16 protein-coding genes are annotated in these 16,075 nt (G+C 53.6%); 8 read left to right on the top strand and 8 right to left on the bottom strand.

The features are described from left to right. The 5 genes from ACMHXE_RS16635 to hemC form a co-directional block, all read right to left on the bottom strand. Positions 1-2,117, bottom strand: a 2,117-nt coding sequence (locus ACMHXE_RS16635) for a retention module-containing protein (RefSeq protein WP_413732843.1), incomplete at its 3' end; no start/stop codon positions are given. A 275-nt stretch (positions 2,118-2,392) separates the two neighbouring features. After that, complete coding sequence (locus ACMHXE_RS16630) at positions 2,393-3,562, bottom strand: heme biosynthesis HemY N-terminal domain-containing protein (protein WP_413732841.1); 1,170 nt, start codon at positions 3,560-3,562, stop codon at positions 2,393-2,395. Continuing rightward, complete coding sequence (locus tag ACMHXE_RS16625; protein ID WP_052248048.1) at positions 3,559-4,668, bottom strand: uroporphyrinogen-III C-methyltransferase; 1,110 nt, start codon at positions 4,666-4,668, stop codon at positions 3,559-3,561. Before ACMHXE_RS16625 ends, ACMHXE_RS16630 begins: the two co-directional genes overlap by 4 nt. 51 nt (positions 4,669-4,719) lie before the next feature. Next, entirely contained in the window at positions 4,720-5,448 is a 729-nt protein-coding gene (locus ACMHXE_RS16620; RefSeq protein ID WP_039034024.1) for a uroporphyrinogen-III synthase, read from the bottom strand. A gap of 12 nt (positions 5,449-5,460) precedes the next feature. Next, positions 5,461-6,390, bottom strand: a complete 930-nt coding sequence (gene hemC / locus ACMHXE_RS16615; RefSeq protein WP_071475691.1) for a hydroxymethylbilane synthase — start codon at positions 6,388-6,390, stop codon at positions 5,461-5,463. Positions 6,391-6,589: 199 nt separating this feature from the next. On the opposite strand from hemC, the gene ACMHXE_RS16610 reads away from it, so the two are divergent. Next, a complete protein-coding gene (locus ACMHXE_RS16610) occupies positions 6,590-9,016 on the top strand; it encodes a class I adenylate cyclase (protein ID WP_413732839.1) in 2,427 nt (808 codons plus the stop codon). A gap of 14 nt (positions 9,017-9,030) precedes the next feature. Here the strand turns inward: ACMHXE_RS16610 and cyaY are convergent, their stop codons facing one another. Further along, positions 9,031-9,360 carry an iron donor protein CyaY gene (gene cyaY, locus ACMHXE_RS16605; RefSeq protein ID WP_025011356.1) on the bottom strand — a complete coding sequence of 110 codons (330 nt, stop codon included), beginning with the start codon at positions 9,358-9,360 and terminating at the stop codon, positions 9,031-9,033. Positions 9,361-9,440: 80 nt separating this feature from the next. On the opposite strand from cyaY, the gene lptM reads away from it, so the two are divergent. The 7 genes from lptM to ACMHXE_RS16570 all read left to right on the top strand — a co-directional run bounded on the left by lptM (position 9,441) and on the right by ACMHXE_RS16570 (position 14,749). Continuing rightward, positions 9,441-9,590, top strand: coding sequence for an LPS translocon maturation chaperone LptM (gene lptM / locus ACMHXE_RS16600; RefSeq protein WP_162206859.1), 150 nt, complete (start codon positions 9,441-9,443; stop codon positions 9,588-9,590). Further along, complete coding sequence (gene lysA, locus ACMHXE_RS16595) at positions 9,591-10,835, top strand: diaminopimelate decarboxylase (RefSeq protein WP_215773828.1); 1,245 nt, start codon at positions 9,591-9,593, stop codon at positions 10,833-10,835. It abuts the gene before it with no gap. A 49-nt stretch (positions 10,836-10,884) separates the two neighbouring features. Continuing rightward, positions 10,885-11,712, top strand: coding sequence for a diaminopimelate epimerase (dapF, locus tag ACMHXE_RS16590; RefSeq protein ID WP_144190952.1), 828 nt, complete (start codon positions 10,885-10,887; stop codon positions 11,710-11,712). Beyond that, positions 11,709-12,344: a DUF484 family protein gene (locus ACMHXE_RS16585; RefSeq protein WP_226564667.1), complete on the top strand. Its 636-nt coding sequence runs from the start codon at positions 11,709-11,711 to the stop codon at positions 12,342-12,344. Before dapF ends, ACMHXE_RS16585 begins: the two co-directional genes overlap by 4 nt. After that, positions 12,344-13,240: a tyrosine recombinase XerC gene (xerC, locus tag ACMHXE_RS16580; protein WP_413732837.1), complete on the top strand. Its 897-nt coding sequence runs from the start codon at positions 12,344-12,346 to the stop codon at positions 13,238-13,240. Before ACMHXE_RS16585 ends, xerC begins: the two co-directional genes overlap by 1 nt. Further along, positions 13,240-13,956: an HAD-IA family hydrolase gene (locus ACMHXE_RS16575; RefSeq protein ID WP_335921464.1), complete on the top strand. Its 717-nt coding sequence runs from the start codon at positions 13,240-13,242 to the stop codon at positions 13,954-13,956. The genes xerC and ACMHXE_RS16575 overlap by 1 nt, the downstream gene beginning before the upstream one ends. A gap of 226 nt (positions 13,957-14,182) precedes the next feature. Then, complete coding sequence (locus tag ACMHXE_RS16570) at positions 14,183-14,749, top strand: HupE/UreJ family protein (RefSeq protein ID WP_224866478.1); 567 nt, start codon at positions 14,183-14,185, stop codon at positions 14,747-14,749. Here the strand turns inward: ACMHXE_RS16570 and ACMHXE_RS16565 are convergent. Beyond that, positions 14,719-15,234, bottom strand: coding sequence for a helix-turn-helix domain-containing protein (locus ACMHXE_RS16565; RefSeq protein WP_224866476.1), 516 nt, complete (start codon positions 15,232-15,234; stop codon positions 14,719-14,721). The two genes, ACMHXE_RS16570 and ACMHXE_RS16565, sit on opposite strands and share 31 nt — an antisense overlap. Positions 15,235-15,298: 64 nt before the next feature. Further along, positions 15,299-16,000 (bottom strand): iron-sulfur cluster repair di-iron protein, encoded by a 702-nt coding sequence (gene ric / locus ACMHXE_RS16560; protein ID WP_412495890.1) that lies wholly within the window; start codon positions 15,998-16,000, stop codon positions 15,299-15,301. Between the last annotated feature and the right edge of the window lie 75 nt (positions 16,001-16,075).

The following is a 16,075-nucleotide window of genomic DNA, read 5'->3' as shown; positions in this document are numbered from 1 at the left end:
CTGACATCATTGTTGTAACTGCTGCTGACGCTGTGGCCGTCGTTGATATCGACATCGGTGAAGCTCAAGTCGCCGCTGTCGCTGAGCATGCCATTAATGACATCGACATCCTCGGTGACCGCGCCGCTCATGTCGATAGTCAGCACAGGCGCATCATTGGTGCCGGTGATGGTCAGAGTGACTTGTTGTGAATCACTGGCGCCAAAGTCGTCGGTGACCGTCAGCGTGAAGCTTAAGGTGATGGTCTCACCGATGGCGAGGAACTGCACCAGGCTGTTGGCGATCTCATAACTCCAGCCGGAATTGTCCGCACTAAAGCCCTGGGCGAGAGCATCCTGGGTGGCTTGATCCAGAGCGCCGCCGCTCCAACTTGCATCGCCATTGTAGCTACTGCTGACAACATGGCTGTCACCAATGTCCACATCGGTGAAGCTCAAGGCGCCGCTGTCGCTGAGCATGCCATTGATAACATCGACATCGTCGGTGAGACTGCCGCTGCTATCGGCGCTGAGAATAGGGGCGTCATTGGTACCTATGATGGTAATAGTGACCAATTGCTCGGCGCTGGCGCCAAACTCATCAGTTACAGTAACAGAGAAGGTTTCGGTGCGAATTTCGCCTTCCAGCAGGCCGTCGGCTGAAGCGTTATCGAGCTGATAATTCCAGGCGCCGGTGGCGGCATCAACACTGAAGCTGCCAAGTGGGCTGTCGGCACTACCGGACCAAATAAGCACGGCACAGTTGTCCACATCGCTGGCGCTGAGTTGGCCACTGACACCCGGGGTACCTGGGTCTATGCTGCCGTCATCGAACTGGCCGGCTTCTCGCACAGCACCATCGGCCTCACCCGGCTGGGGTGTGCTGATCACAGGCACATCGTTGGTGCCAGTGATAGTGATAGTCAAGGTCTGGACGCTGGTATCACCATCGGCATCGGTCAGCAGATAGGAGAAGACTTCCGTCAGGGATTCTCCCTGAGCGAGCGCCTGAACCGCTTGTCCTGCAGAATTGATTTGATAGTTGTAACTGCCATCGGCATTGAGGGTCAGCAGGCCGTAGCTGCCTGAAACCTGGCTTTGATTGGATACGGCATTATCAAGGTTGCCGCCACTGCCAGCGGCTGTTACCTGTGCGGTATCACCACCCTGAACATCGTTGTCGAGCAGATTGCCACTAATGGCCAGTAGTGAGTCTTCATCTACACTGTTTACGTCATCCTGGCCGCTTGGAGCGTCATCCAGTACCGAGATGGTAAGGGTATTACCGACACTGTTTCCTTCTAGATCGGTCAATATCAGGTTGAAAGCCTGGGAGAAGTCATCACTTGAACTGTGGTCAACCGCGGAATTGAGGGTAAAGCTGTAGCTGATATTGCCGTTTATCAGGTCAACGGCGTTGATGGTGAGCACGCCGTATTCGGTATTGATACTGACAGGGCCATTAAAAACTCCGCCTGAGACAATGGCAACCCCATCCAGGGTCAAGCTTGCCACGCCGGCCGCGGCACTAAAGCTCAAGTTACCGGTTTGGGTCAAGGCGGCGGGTGATGGAGTGGTCCCTGTTGGCAGGTTGGCATCTGAGAGTGTGGCTGCGCCGCTAGTGAGCGTGGGGCCAGTCAGGGGAAGGTCCTCAAGCAGTATTTCTTCTTGAGTGGTAATGGCGGTTTGGTCAAAGCCACTGGTGTCGTAGCCTGCGCTGGCCAATAACTCAGATCCGTCTCTGTCTACGGCAACATAGCCGAAATCACCTTGGTTACCGGCTGTTCCGGCCCCGGCTGCGGTAGCAGGCAGATTTGCCGTAGGGTCGTCACCAGCAAGTATCTGAGCCTGCAGTGCGGCTATCTCGGCATCGACTCCACTGTTGGCGAATTGGGCGACATCTGCGGCCGCGCTATCCGGCTGAGGTTGAGCGCTGGGCTGTGCATTTTGCTCTGTCAGCCTTGTACCATCGGCATATTCGATAGTGAAGGTATCGTTTGCGGTGAAGATGATCTCTTCACCATTGCGGATGAGATCCCCGATACTCAAATCGCGGATATTGCCATTTTCGTCCTTGGCCTTGAGTTGCCCAACCAAATTGGTGACAACCGCGTCTTGCTTACTGATTGCGACGCCCATAACTCATACTCCTTTGCACGCAAATACTGACGGCAAGGTCACTCTGTGCCCACGAGCATCAGCTAAAGGTATTGATTATTAAGTCTGGGGTTGAAACTGAGGCTGTCAAATATGTGACATTGATCGCGGTTGGAAGGTTGTTAAGAGACAATTTGTCCGCTTTGGAGAATCTATCTCGCATTCATGCGGTTACGGTATACGTGCAGGTAATCTTGTGATGGCTAATAAAAAAGCCACTAAATAAGTGGCTTTTTTATTACGAAAAGGTCTAGCGATTAGTCGCTCTTGGCGGCTTGCTTGTAGCTATTGAAAGCCCCTTGATGATCGGCCAACTGCTCTTGAAGTCTGGCCAAGGCCAGCCAGTATTCTTTACGTGGCAGTAAGTGACACAAGCGTTCCCATGCGGCTCGGGCCAGACTGAATTCACGGCAGAGTTCATGAATTTGGGCCATGCAGTGTTGGTAATCGGCATGGTTCTCTAGCTTGGGTTCCAAGTTCTTCAGCAGTTTCAGGGTTTCACTGTCCTGGGCTTCAAAAACCTTCGGCAAAACTTCAAGTACAGAGGCGCAAGGTTCCTTCTTTAGCGCCTTGTTCAGTAGTTTCAGGGCTTCGTCACGGCGGTTGAAGCTGGCAAGCCCCAAGGCATATTGTGCCATATTGGCTTGTTGGCTGCGTTCCTGGCGGCTAAGCCAGTGCCAACACTTTTCCAGTTCCTGCTCGCTGCGAAGGGCTGCCTGGGCCAGCAAAGCATTATTTACCCTCTGGTTCAGGAGCTCGTATTCTTCATTATCCAGGATCTGCTTTTTGCGCAGCGCCGGCAGTAACAGTTTCAGAGCCTGCCAGTCAAGCTGGCTCTGGTAAAGCTCCAGTGCCAGTTGCAGTACCGGAGCCTTGCTCTTGCTGCTGGGTTGTAGTTTATCCAGCTGCTCGCGGGCTTTTTCCAGCTCGCCTTGCTGCATGTAGTAGCGCACTCTGGTGGTGGTGACCGCTTGGGTTGCCAGTGGCAATTGGGCCGCCTTATTCAGGTATTCATCCCGCTCTTCATTCTTGAACTGTCGTTGGGCCGCTCTGGCGGCTGCCAGATAATTAAGAGCGGGCAGTTCACCGGCTTCGGCGCCTTTTTGCATCGCCTTTTCGGCCGCAGGCCAATCTTCTTCTGCCAGTGCCAGGGCGCCGGTGAGCGTGTGCTTACGAGCAGCATTGCGGCGCCAGCGCCGCGGCAGGTAGCGACTGCTAAGCACCAGATTCAGCACAGTGACAAGCAGCCATTCCAGTAGCTGCAACAGGGCAAAGAATATGATGAGTGCCATAACGGCAAACAGCAGGTTAGTTTCCAGTTGCCAGTCCAGGAAGGCGATATAAACATAACCCGTCTTACCGGCTAAGAGTGGGCTCAGACAGGCGCCTGCCAGAATAATCACCAGATAGATGAGTACTCTTATCATAGTTCGGCCCCCGGCATGAGTTCGCCATAGGTGACCAACTGCTTGAGCTGGGCGCTGGATTCAAATTTAGTCAGACTGATAGGATCCAGCTGCAGACTGGACAAAGCATTAATTGCAGTCAGCACCTCTTCGGTGCGCGGATCATCAAGGTCGAAATATTGTTGGATCCATTTGCGGGCCATGGCCAACGATTGGCGGTAGTTGAGCTCATCATATTGGTAGAGGGCCAGCTGTGACTGCAGTAGTTTATTGCGGATATTCTCGAGTAGGTACCATTCCTGCTGGGGAGATAGCAGAGGTGTGATATCTGAGCTTATTTTGCGAATAGTGAAGAAGTCTTCCTTCAGCGCGCTCCAGGTCTTGGCCAGGTTGCTCTGCCAGTCACCAATAGAGTCAGACATTTTACTTTCAGTTTCCGGCTCTATTTGTTGACTGCCGACACGGTTAAGCGGCAGCTTGTCCAGCTTGGTGATAATGCCATCCAGGGTGAACACAGTACCTGCGATGTCGGTATTCTTGATGGCGCTTACCGCCGCCATATCGTTGGCGAGGGCACGACGCAGCGGCATAAGAGATGGCTCCTGCATGGCAGCAATACGCTCATCGGCGGCCTGTAACAGGCCGGTTGCCGTTTGCGGATCTTTCTCCAGCCACAGTTTACGTCCCGCCATCCGCACCAAGTATTCGGCTTCTGCCGCCATCCAATGGTTGGGACTACGTTGTGCAAGGGTAGCGATACGGGTTTGCATCTGTTGTTGAGCATCGCGCAGTTGTTCTATGGCACCTTGTTGCTGTTGATTTTGTTGCAGGTCACTTCTCAGTTGCTGCTCCAGTGCCTGCAATCTGGCCTCCGGAGCTTGTTTGACTTGTTCGAGGGTCGTTGCCAGCTGCGCATTGGCGGTTTGCTGTTGCTGCAGTTGCCAAAAGAGATAAGCACCTGTGGCGCAGGCCAGCAGTGCCAGCAACAGGCTCAATAGTAGAGTTAGTTTCAGGAGCAATGAGCTGTGCTTGGCTGTCGCCACAGGGGTATCTTGCTCTGTGAGATCCTGGGGCTGGGTAGGCAGTGCGGGGGTATCGCTCCCGACTTCTGGCTTGCTGTTATCCATTAATGCAGTCCTTTAACGCGACAATAGGGCTGGAAATCGGGAGGGGGGAAACTAAAGCCTCAATGCCTTGAGTACGGCCTTACTATTGGCCGCCGTAGCATCAGTCACCTGAGTTAATCCGGCGACGACGGCCTTATCTACCACCCGAATGCTGGGAACTATAATATGACATGCTTGCAGCCAAGCAAAATACTCTTTTGGCAGCAGCCGGATAAGGTTCGTCAGGCTTTCTGCACTGCTGATCACTATGGTGTCTATCCCGAAGGCTTGCCATTCCTTGACCAGTTGTACTGCATCATAGGAAGGGCAGGTGCGGCGATAGACCTCCCAGAACTTGACTACAGCGCCATATTGCTGAAGTGTTTTTCCCAGTACTTCCCGGCCACCGTTGCCCCGAATTATGACCACTTTCTTGTGTTTTACTACTTCGGGTTGCAGTCCTGGCAGGGTTAACAGGCCTTCGGTCTGTTGATTGTCATCCGGAGCCTTATGCCCCTGAATGCCATAATGTGCAAAGGCCTCAAAAGTGGCTTCGCCGACGGCAAAATATTGAATGTGTGACGGCCATGAGGCATTCAGCGCCTGAGTGCCGAAATGCACCGCATTGGTGCTGACAAATACAATGATGTCGGCATCCTGCACCTCGGTAGGGGAGATACTTTTGTCTTCCATGGCCTCGACTGCCAAGAGAGGGGTCACCATAAAAGGTATGCCCCTTTCTGCCAGCGCCTGTTCCATGGCGTGATTGCGCCCCTCAGGGCGCGTCAACAACACTTTCATAGTGCCGCCTTGTTATTTGCCGTAAACGGCATCCAATATGGTTTTGGCGCCTTTGCTCAGCAGTTCTTCTGCCAGGGCGTTACCCAAGGCTACCGCTTCGTCTTGATGACCACTTACCACTCCTGAAATGACTTCAGAACCGTCAGGATTACCTACCAAACCTCTCAAGGTTAGTTGTTCGCCCTGGATCTCGGCATAGGCACCGATAGGTACCTGGCAACCTCCTTCAAGACGCGTATTCATCGCTCTTTCGGCCAATACCCTGTAGCGGGTTTCTTTATGTTCAAGCGGTGCCAGCAAGGCTTTTACCCGCTCATCATTAGTGCGGCATTCAATGCCGACAGCACCCTGGCCGTTGGCCGGCAGTGATTCTTCGGCGCTGATAAAACTGGCAATACGCTCTGACAGTTTCAAGCGGATAAGCCCGGCGGCAGCCAGAATGATGGCATCATATTCACCGGCATCCAGCTTACCCAGACGGGTTCCCACATTACCGCGCAGATCTTTGATGATAAGGTCCGGGCGACGGGCTCTGAGCTGACATTGACGGCGCAGGCTTGAAGTACCGACAACCGCGCCTTGAGGCAGTTCATCTATACTCTTGTAGCTGTTGGAAACGAAGGCATCACGGGGATCTTCACGTTCGCAGATCACTTCCAGCCCCAGCCCTTCCGGGAATTCAACCGGCACATCTTTCATGGAGTGCACCGCGATATCTGCCTGGTCTTCCAGCATGGCGACTTCCAGCTCTTTAACGAACAACCCCTTGCCGCCTACTTTGGCCAGAGGAGTATCCAGGATGACATCACCCTTGGTGCTCATTGGCAGCAGTTCTACTGTCAGCCCGGGGTGAATGCGTTCCAGCTCGGCTTTGACAAATTCTGCCTGCCACATGGCGAGAGGGCTTTTACGTGTTGCGATGCGAATGCGATTTTCTGACATGCCAATCTTTTCCGTGAGAGTACATTAAATGCGCCAATGCTAACATTGCCCATTGGAGAATGGCACCGAACGCTGCTCAATCTTTGAAGTGGGCACGTTAAATTTTTGCCAAATAGTGTGATCTTGATCTTATTACTTGCCTGCTACCGCAAAAGTGTTAGCATGATCATCCAACTGGTTCAGGGATAGTGAAATTTGGATGACCGAGCGTCAGCGACAATACGCCGAATACGCCGAGCGCCTCAATCGAGTGCGTTTGGCTCGTGCTCAGGCGCTGTTTTCCCCATTGCAAAGGCATCTGTTTAACCTGATCCCCCTGTTGCTGCATCAGCACCACAGCCGCCTGCCCGGATATAACAGTCCTTTGACGCCATGCGGAGTCAAGGGGTTCCAACTCTCAGTTGAGCTCAAAGAATCGCTCGTTACCCTCACGTTACCCCAGCTCGAGGATACCCTGCATGCCAGTCCTGTGCTGGAAGGGGTTTACGTAATGGGCAGTACCGCCAGTTTTGGCCAGAATCCCAAGAGCGACGTGGATGTTTGGTTGGTCTATGACGCCGGGCTGACCCTGGAGGAAGTAGAGTTACTGCGGGACAAGAGCCAAAAACTCACCCAGTGGTTTGCCGGTTTTCAATTCGAGGTGAACTTTTATCTGGTACACCCGCGGCAGTTTTGCCGTGATGACACTTGCTATCAGGATGCCGAGTGGGAGCTACTGGGGCATGAACACAGCGGCAGCGCCCAACATTGGTTGCTGCTGGAAGAGTTCTACCGCAGCCATATCCGCCTGGCCGGCAAGACGGTCGCCTGGTGGCCCAATGCTGAGCCTTGCAGCGATTTTCTGTTTCTTGGTGATGTGCATCAACTACCCGCCAATGAGTATTTTGGTGCCTCTTTATGGCAGCTCTACAAAGGCTTGGACAAGCCGCACAAGGCCTTGCTCAAGGTACTGCTGTTGGAAGCTTATGCCAGCAACTATCCACAAACCAACCTGGTCAGTGAATGGGTGTGGTTGAGAACTCTGGCCGGTGACTTTTCCAACGCCAACGACGCCTATCTGCTCCTGTATCAATATATAGAGTCTTATCTGCTTAAAGTGGGAGACGAGCGTCGGCTGGAGATAGTGCGCCGCTGTTTTTACCTCAAATGTGGTATCAGGCTCAGTGATGTCGAGCAGTGTCACGATTGGCGCTACCACAAACTCAAGCAATTGGTGGAGCAGTGGGAATGGCCCCAGAGTCTGCTGATTACTCTGGATGATTGCGAACATTGGCACAGTGGTCAGTTGCAGTGGTTCAACGCTCAACTTAACGAGTTGATGCTGGCCAGCTACCAAACTCTTTTGCATTTCGCTTCGACTCACAGGCTGAGCGAGTACTTTAAAGTAGAAGACTTGGGGCTGTTGACCCGTAAGCTGCACACCTATTTCAGCGAGGACAAGCAGCAGATCCTGCGGCTCAACCGGCTTTGGAGTCAGTCGCTGGCTGAGCCGAATCTGACCATAGTTCGCAGCGAGCAGGATGGCCGCTGTCATCTCTATCGTCTATCGCCGGAGCCGCGACAGTTTATGGGCGAGGTGGCCATCTATCAGGCCGATGATGCCGCCTCTTTGATGATTTGGGCTTGCCTCAACGGGGTGGCTACCGCCAACAGCCGTTGGTTTGAATACGGCGCGGGTCGTCTACGGTGTCGGCGTCTTAACCAGGTGGCCGAACGGCTATTGCCTTATACCGAAGACAAGCAATGGCGGGTGTCTAAACTGGATCTGTGTCAGCCTTGGCATTATCGCAAGTTGGTGTGGATCCTTAATCTGGAGCAGGACCCCAGCGAGCATTGGCAGGGTCAAAGCTTGATGCTGGAACTCATGGGCAGCAACCTGCTGGCGACAGGAAAACCGGCCGCCAGTTTGTTGGGTTCGGTGCAGCTGATGAGCCTTAATTCCTGGGGGGAATGGCATTGTCATAGCTTTAGCGGTGAGCAGGCGCTACTGGAAGCCATTGCCTTTGCCACTCCAGGCATGAGAAGGGCACCACAACAGGTGGCCTTCGATGTCGTCAGCGCCTCGCAAAAGCTGCAGTCCCAGCTGGAACAAACTGTAGTGGATATTCTCAAGCAGGTGCACCGACTGATAAAAGACGCCTGTCCGTCCAAGACTTTAGTGCAGCCACTGCAACTGGGTGAAAAGAAATATGGCCTGTTTTTCGATGCCAAGGGCATGAGTTACCGGGATCTCAGCGATGTGAAGTCCCTCTATCGTCAGTTGGCCAGGGGCGAGCTACAGAGTCTGCCAAGGCCCGAGCTTGCCAACGATCCTTGGGTCAAGGTGCCTGAGGTTATCCAGAACTATGCGGTGAAAGGAGTGATCCAGTATTTCCTGCGCAGCCGAGAAGATGAGTTGGATGTGTTTGTACTGGATGAAGGAAATGGCTTGAGCCACTATGTGCACAGCAATCCGGATGTCAGTGAATTGGTTAATACTGTCACCCAGCATTACGCCTTTGGTGAAGTACTGAACCTTAAAAATCAGTTCAACTTTCCGCAGTTTTTCCGCCTGGTGCGCCAGAGCGGTAATCTGGATGTGGTGCCTTTTGGGGTCACGGCAAGGGCGGCGCAGACAGAGTTCTGACCGCCCCTAAATCATCAGAACGACAGTTCTATACCACCCTGGCGGCTGATGGACTCTCTGACGAAGGGCATAAACTCGCCGCCGTTGCGCTCATCTATCCATTTACCGTCGACATAGCCAAAGTGATAACCACCGAAACGGGTTGCTACCCAGATCTGGTGCAGCGGCTCCTGTTTGTTAATCACGATTTTGGAGCTGTCGGCGAACTCGAGCTGCAGTACATTGCCTGAAGCGTCGATATCAACATCGGCATCCTGCTCATCGATTGCATTTTCAATTGCGGTTTCTATCCGGTCGAACATTTCATCGGCGAGCTGATGATATTCGGTATCTGTCATGGCCATGGAATATCTGTCCTTTGCTTTCATCAAGATGAATGCGATTATAAGGCTAATGTAATCCTGCTGCCCAGATGTTGAGTAAAATGAGACTGTTTTTATCCTTGATGCTTGCTAGCCTGTTGCTGCTTGGTTGTGGTCAAAAAGGCGTGCTTTACAAGAGCCCGGATCTGCCGGACAACCAATCCCAGACGGAACAAACCGAGCAACCCCAGCAATCGACAGAGGAAAACTAATTGGATCATTTTCAATATCAAGCTCAGGCTCTGTATGCCGAAAACTGCGCCGTAGCCGATTTGGCGGCTCAATATGGTACGCCTTTGTATGTCTATTCGCGGGCAACATTGGAGCGCCATTGGCATGCCTTTGACAGAGCCGTGGCCACTCATCCGCACCTTATCTGCTATGCGGTCAAGGCCAACTCCAATCTGGCGGTGCTCAATGTGTTGGCACGTCTTGGCAGTGGCTTTGATATTGTCTCAGGCGGAGAACTGACCCGGGTAATCACCGCAGGTGGCGATCCGGCCAAGGTGGTGTTTTCCGGTGTTGGCAAGACAGCGGCAGAAATGAAACTGGCACTGGAGCTGGGCATATATTGCTTCAACGTCGAGTCCCGCGCCGAGCTTGAACTGCTCAACGAAGTGGCAGGCTCTTTGGGTAAACAGGCGCCGGTTTCGTTGCGGATCAACCCAGATGTGGATGCCGGTACTCACCCCTATATCTCCACCGGCCTGAAAGAAAACAAGTTCGGCATCGCCATGGATGAAGCCGAGGAAGCCTTCCTGCAGGTACAATCCTTGCCGCACCTGGCCATCAAGGGCGCCGACTGCCATATCGGCTCACAGCTTACTGAACTCAGGCCGTTTCTCGATGCCATGGATAGAATGCTGGCATTGATCGATAGGCTGGCAGAAAAAGGCATAGTGGTTGAGCATCTGGACGTGGGCGGTGGCCTGGGGGTCACCTATGATGAAGAAACCCCGCCACAACCGGACAAGTATGCCGCCGCATTGCTCGAGCGTCTGGGTGAACGACCACTGAAGCTAATTTTCGAACCGGGCAGGGCGATTGCCGCCAATGCCGGGATCTTTGTCACCCAGGTATTGTTCGAGAAAGAGAATGCCGGCAAGCATTTTGCGATAGTGGACGGTGCCATGAATGACCTTATCCGGCCGTCACTCTACAGCGCCTGGCAGCAGATTATCCCGGTACAGCCAAGAGAGGGCGAAAGCCGGGAATACGACATAGTCGGCCCAGTGTGTGAAACCGGGGATTTTCTGGGTAAATCACGCGCCTTGGTGCTGCAAGCTAAAGACCTGCTGGCGGTGCGTTCCAGCGGCGCTTATGGCTTTGTGATGTCCTCCAACTACAACACTCGTCCGCGAGCGGCCGAAGTCATGGTTGATGGCAGTGAACATTATCTGGTGCGTGAACGGGAAAAGCTGGAACAACTGTGGCAAGGTGAGCACTTGCTGCCGTAAACTAGTGTGAGTACTTTCCCGCTGTAGGCGTTGGAACCTAGGAGTAATCTTGATCCACTTCACTAAGATGCATGGTCTGGGCAACGACTTTATGGTCGTCGATGGCGTGACCCAGAATGTGTACTTTTCGCCGGAGCAGATCCGGCGCCTGGCCGACCGCAACTTCGGTATCGGTTTCGATCAACTGCTGCTGGTCGAGCCGCCCTATGATCCGGATCTGGACTTTCATTATCGTATCTTCAATGCCGATGGCAGCGAGGTCGAACAGTGCGGCAACGGCGCCCGCTGCTTCGCCCGCTTTGTTCGCAACAAGGGCCTGACCCAGAAATACAAAATCAAGGTCAGCACTTCATCCGGCAAGATGACCCTGCGCCTGGAGCGCGATGGCAATGTCACCGTCAATATGGGCGTACCTATCTTGGATCCGGCGCGGATCCCCTTCAAGGCCAAAAAGGCCGAAAAGACCTACCTGTTGCCTACCGAAGGGCAAACCTTCCTCTGCGGTGCAGTCTCCATGGGTAACCCCCACTGCGTGCTGGAAGTCGAGGATGTGGCTGCCACGGATGTCGATGTTATCGGCGCGCAACTGACCAATCATGAACGCTTCCCCAAAGGGGTCAATGTCGGCTTTATGCAGGTGATCAACAAGGGCCATATCAAGCTCAGGGTTTATGAGCGCGGCGCCGCCGAAACTCTGGCCTGTGGCAGTGGTGCCTGTGCGGCTGCTGTGGTGGGCCAACTGCAGGGCAAGCTGGGCAATACAGTGCGGGTCGACTTGCCCGGCGGCACTCTGACAATTAAATGGGACGGTGAGGGCAAGCCGCTGTGGATGACAGGCCCGGCCGAACAGGTATACGACGGACAGATACAGATATGACAGACGCCAAAGCTAAGCTCACTCCACCTTTTGATGAGCAGATCATCCGTGAATATCTGTTGGATAATCCGGAGTTTTTCTGCCGTCATCCCGAGCTGCTGTTGGCTATGCGTCTGCCTCACGGCGAGCGTGGCACAGTTTCTCTGGTAGAGCGGCGGCAGGAGCTGCTGCGCAGCCGGGCACAACAGCTGGAAGAGGAGATCACCGCGCTGCTTGGCATGGCCAGCCGCAACGAGAAAATCTTTCGCTTCAATACCCAGCTTTCATTGAAGCTGCTCGATTGCGAAGATATGGGCGAGCTCAGACAGGTGCTGTGCGCCGAGCTTAAAGAAGCCTTTAACTTCAGCCATGTACGCCTGATTACCGTGCATGATATTGACTCAGAGCTCTCGGCCATCTGGCGTAAACGTTTGCAGCACGGTTATTATTTTGGACGCCTGACCAAGGAGGAGTCCAAACGTTTGTTCGGCTCTGAAGTCGGCTCAGTGTCACTGGCACGGCTGTCGGAACAAAATGGCCAGGTGATCTTTGCTATCGCCAGTGCTGATGTGACTCACTTCCATCCGGAGATGGACAATATGCTGCTGGATCAGTTGCGGCAGCTGTTGGACCATCTGCTGCCCAAGCTCTGATGGCCGTTAAACAGGATTCTCCCTGGCTTGGCCGCTTCGAGCGCCATCTCAGTGCCGAGCGGCAGCTGTCTCCTTACACAGCCCGCAACTATCTGCGCGAACTGCAACGGGTTGCCGGGCTGCTGCCGCAGGATATTGATTGGGACCAGGTAACCGATCCCCAGTTGAGTGCTGTGTTGGCCAAGTTACATCGCCAGGGGCTCAGCCCCCGCTCTTTGTCTCTGTGCCTGTCGGCGGTCAAGCAGTTCTACGAATTTCTGCTGCTCGAAGAGCTGGTCAAGAGCAATCCCGCCCGGCAACTGAACGCCCCAAAACAGAATAAGCCGCTGCCCAAGAATCTCGACGCCGACAGCATCAGCCATCTGCTGGATATTGAGGTGACAGATCCCCTCAGCGCCCGTGACAAGGCGATGATGGAGCTGTGTTACTCCTCAGGGCTGCGTTTGGCTGAGTTGGCCTCGCTGGATGTGCCGCAACTGGATTTCGCCCAGCAGCAAATCAAGGTGATGGGAAAAGGTGGCAAGGAACGGCTGCTGCCGGTGGGCTCGGTCGCCATTGCCGCATTGCAACAATGGCTGGATTACCGCCGGGATATTCCCTGTGAAGATCAGGCGCTGTTCGTGACCGCCAAGGGCAAGCGCTTGGCGCATCGCAGTATTCAGGCGCGCATGGCGCGCTGGGGGCGGGAGCAGGTGCTATCCGCCAGGGTTCATCCCCACAAGCTGAGGCATTCCTTTGCGACTCATATGCTGGAATCCAGCGGCGACTTGCGGGCGGTACAGGAGCTGCTGGGACACGCCAATCTGGCGACCACCCAAATATATACCAGTCTGGACTTTCAGCATCTGGCCAAGGTGTATGACGGCGCTCACCCCAGAGCTAAAAAGGACAAGTGATGCAGGTGTTTCTTCGCCCCGGCGCTATTAAAGCCATCAGTTTTGATCTCGACGATACCCTCTATGATAACCGGCCAATCATCGCTGCCGCCGAAGGCGCATTGCTTGACTGGCTGGCCAAAGAATACCCACTGAGCGGCAACTGGCAGGCCGCAGACTGGCGGGCGTTGAAGCGCCAGCTGTTGCTGCAGCAAGCCGAGCTGACTCATGACACCAGTGCCGCGCGATTGGCGCTATTGCAAACCGGGCTGGAGATGCTCGGATATGATAAACATGAGGCCAATCAAGGCGCTGAAGCGGGTCTGGCCTTGTTCCTTGAGCGGCGCAGCGACTTTAGGGTGTCACAGGAAGTGCTCGCCTTACTTTCGCAATTGGCTGAGCGATTTCGCCTGGTTGGGATCACCAATGGCAATGTGGATGCCGGCAGAATTGGCCTGGGAGAGATGTTTGAGTTTGTGCTGCATCCGGGCAATGGTGTCAGACGTAAACCCTGGCGGGATATGTTCCAGTTGGCCGCCGAGCGCCTGGTCTTACCCTCTGAGGCGCTGCTGCATGTCGGCGACCACCCGCTGACAGATGTCGAAGGTGCCCGTAAGGCCGGCTGTCAGGCTGCTTGGCTCAATCCGGCATTTGCCGGTGACAACTGCAGGGTGGCTAATAGCTTACTGCCTCACATACAGATTAGGTCCTTGAGTGAATTGACTCTTTTGCTGTAGCTCATCTGTGGCTTTGATGATATATCATTTATAATCAATAGGTTGCTTTAGGTTTCTAGACCTGTATATCCACTGAATGCAATTAATTGAAACAATTGTTTTTCATTAAGGTGTGTGTGAATTCACCTCTTTTCTTTGTTATCATTTCCACAACATAAGCTTGATGCTAATGTATAATCATTTACAGTTATCGCCTGAGATTTAACCTATGCTATCCCGAATAATCATGCTGTTTTCGTTGCTGTTGAGCCTGCCGGTCTCAGCACACGAGCTGCATGCGGATGGTAGTTTCTGGGATGGATTCAATCATCCCCTGCTGGGATTTGATCATCTGCTGGCTATGCTCAGTGTTGGTATTTTCAGCACTCAGCTAGGGCGCAGCGCCATCTGGTCAGTACCGTTGGCATTTCTGTTTTTTATGACTTTGAGTGCTATCACGGGCATGATCGCTACCCCGATACCATTTGTTGAGCCTGGCATAGCGCTGTCGGTATTGTTGCTGGGGTTGGTTATAGCCCTCAATCGAGAAATGCCAATCTCTTTCGGCATGGCTTTTGTCGGCGTTTTTGCTCTATTTCACGGTTATGTTCACGGCACCGAAATGCCTGAATTGGCAAGGCCTGGTATTTATGCAATGGGCTTTATACTGGGGACGGCGGCGATTCATGTTGCCGGAGTGACCATTGGCAGTTTGATAAACCCGGATGGCAAGCGTAAACGGGCGGTGCAACTCATGGGCTCGGCTATTGCCTTGGTGGGAAGTTATTTAACTTTGGAATTGTGGCTGGCTTGAGCATTGTGTCTTTTTTTGCGTCTTAACATACGTTTCACCTGCGCCGGACTGGCGCGCATATCGGCATCTCCAACCCTGATATAGGTGCCGCCAATCGCTTCCGTCCCCAGATAGATGGGTTGCTGGCTGTAGTCGGCCTGAGGCACATGAAAGCGGATCAACTGTTTACCGGCCAGTTCTATCAGCTGGATATCAGCCGGACCAAGAATATTGGCACTGATTTTTTGCGAATTGTTGAGTATCTTCCAGGCTTCATCGATAAGGGGCCTGGGTTCGGCAATTCCTTCGATATAAAACTCGCCTTTTTCCTCTCTGACACCAAGAATGATTTCGCCGCCATTGGTATTGGCAAAGGCGCTGTAGCTTTCCCACAGCGCCTGTGGCAGCGCACCCTTGCCATGGCGGCCGGCGGCGAGTTTGAACTCCACTGCGGCAGACTCACGCAGATTTTCAATATCGTCCAGAATGAAACCTGTAACCGGCATGACTAACTCCTTGTTTACTGCTGTTAATGCAGTTGTAGCAAGTCAGCCGGGATTTGAACAGCCCTCAGTCCACCAGTGCCAGAGCTTTGGGAAACAAGAGGTTATTTTCCAGGTGGATGTGGCGGTGCAAATCGGCTTCAAATTCGGCCAGGGTGGCATAGCATACCCGCCAGGTAGTGCAGGCATGCTCAGGGGCCTGGTAGTGATTGGTCAACTGCTGCAGCTTGGCCAGAATTTGCCCCGCCTCATCATGCTCATATTCCATTGCCCGGATAGGATTGCCTATATGGCCGAAACAGGTGTTGAACTCTTGCCCTTGACTCAGGGCACGAATGGCCGGAAACAGTATCTGTTCCTCTTTTTGCAGGTGGGGCAAGAGGTCGTCCATCAGGGCGCGGATCCAACCGGCCAAGGGTTTGATCTCTTCATAATGCTCACCGTGGGCCCGCACCATCTTCTGGGCATATTCCAGCAGCAGCGGTGCGGTATCGCGTATGTACTTGTGGTGGGTCGCTTCGATATGGTCGATAAGCTCACCAAGTGGCAATTTGGCCAAGGCATCGTCCGGCGTGCCCTCTGCGGCCAGTTGGTTCAAGGCGTGCAGTACCTCGGTGGGCTCGGCGTCGGCTCGCTCGCAGGCCGATGCCAATGAGCGGCCACCGCCACAGCAAAAGTCGATACCAAAACGGCTGAAAACATGGGCGTTACGGAAGTCTTCGGCGACCAGTTCGCCGACTCTGCGTTCGAGGGAGATTTGCGCTGACATAGGATGCTCTCTGTATTATCAATTTACATGCATAATAAAAGCATCTTTAGCTTTAGCCAAGCTTAGGCCAATAAA

This window comes from Shewanella sp. BJSY2023SW007, from assembly GCF_047314525.1.
In the GTDB taxonomy this organism is placed as follows: Bacteria; Pseudomonadota; Gammaproteobacteria; order Enterobacterales; family Shewanellaceae; genus Shewanella; species Shewanella chilikensis.
The sequence above is the reverse complement of the archived record's forward strand: the minus strand, read 5'-3'. Positions and strand labels throughout refer to the sequence as shown.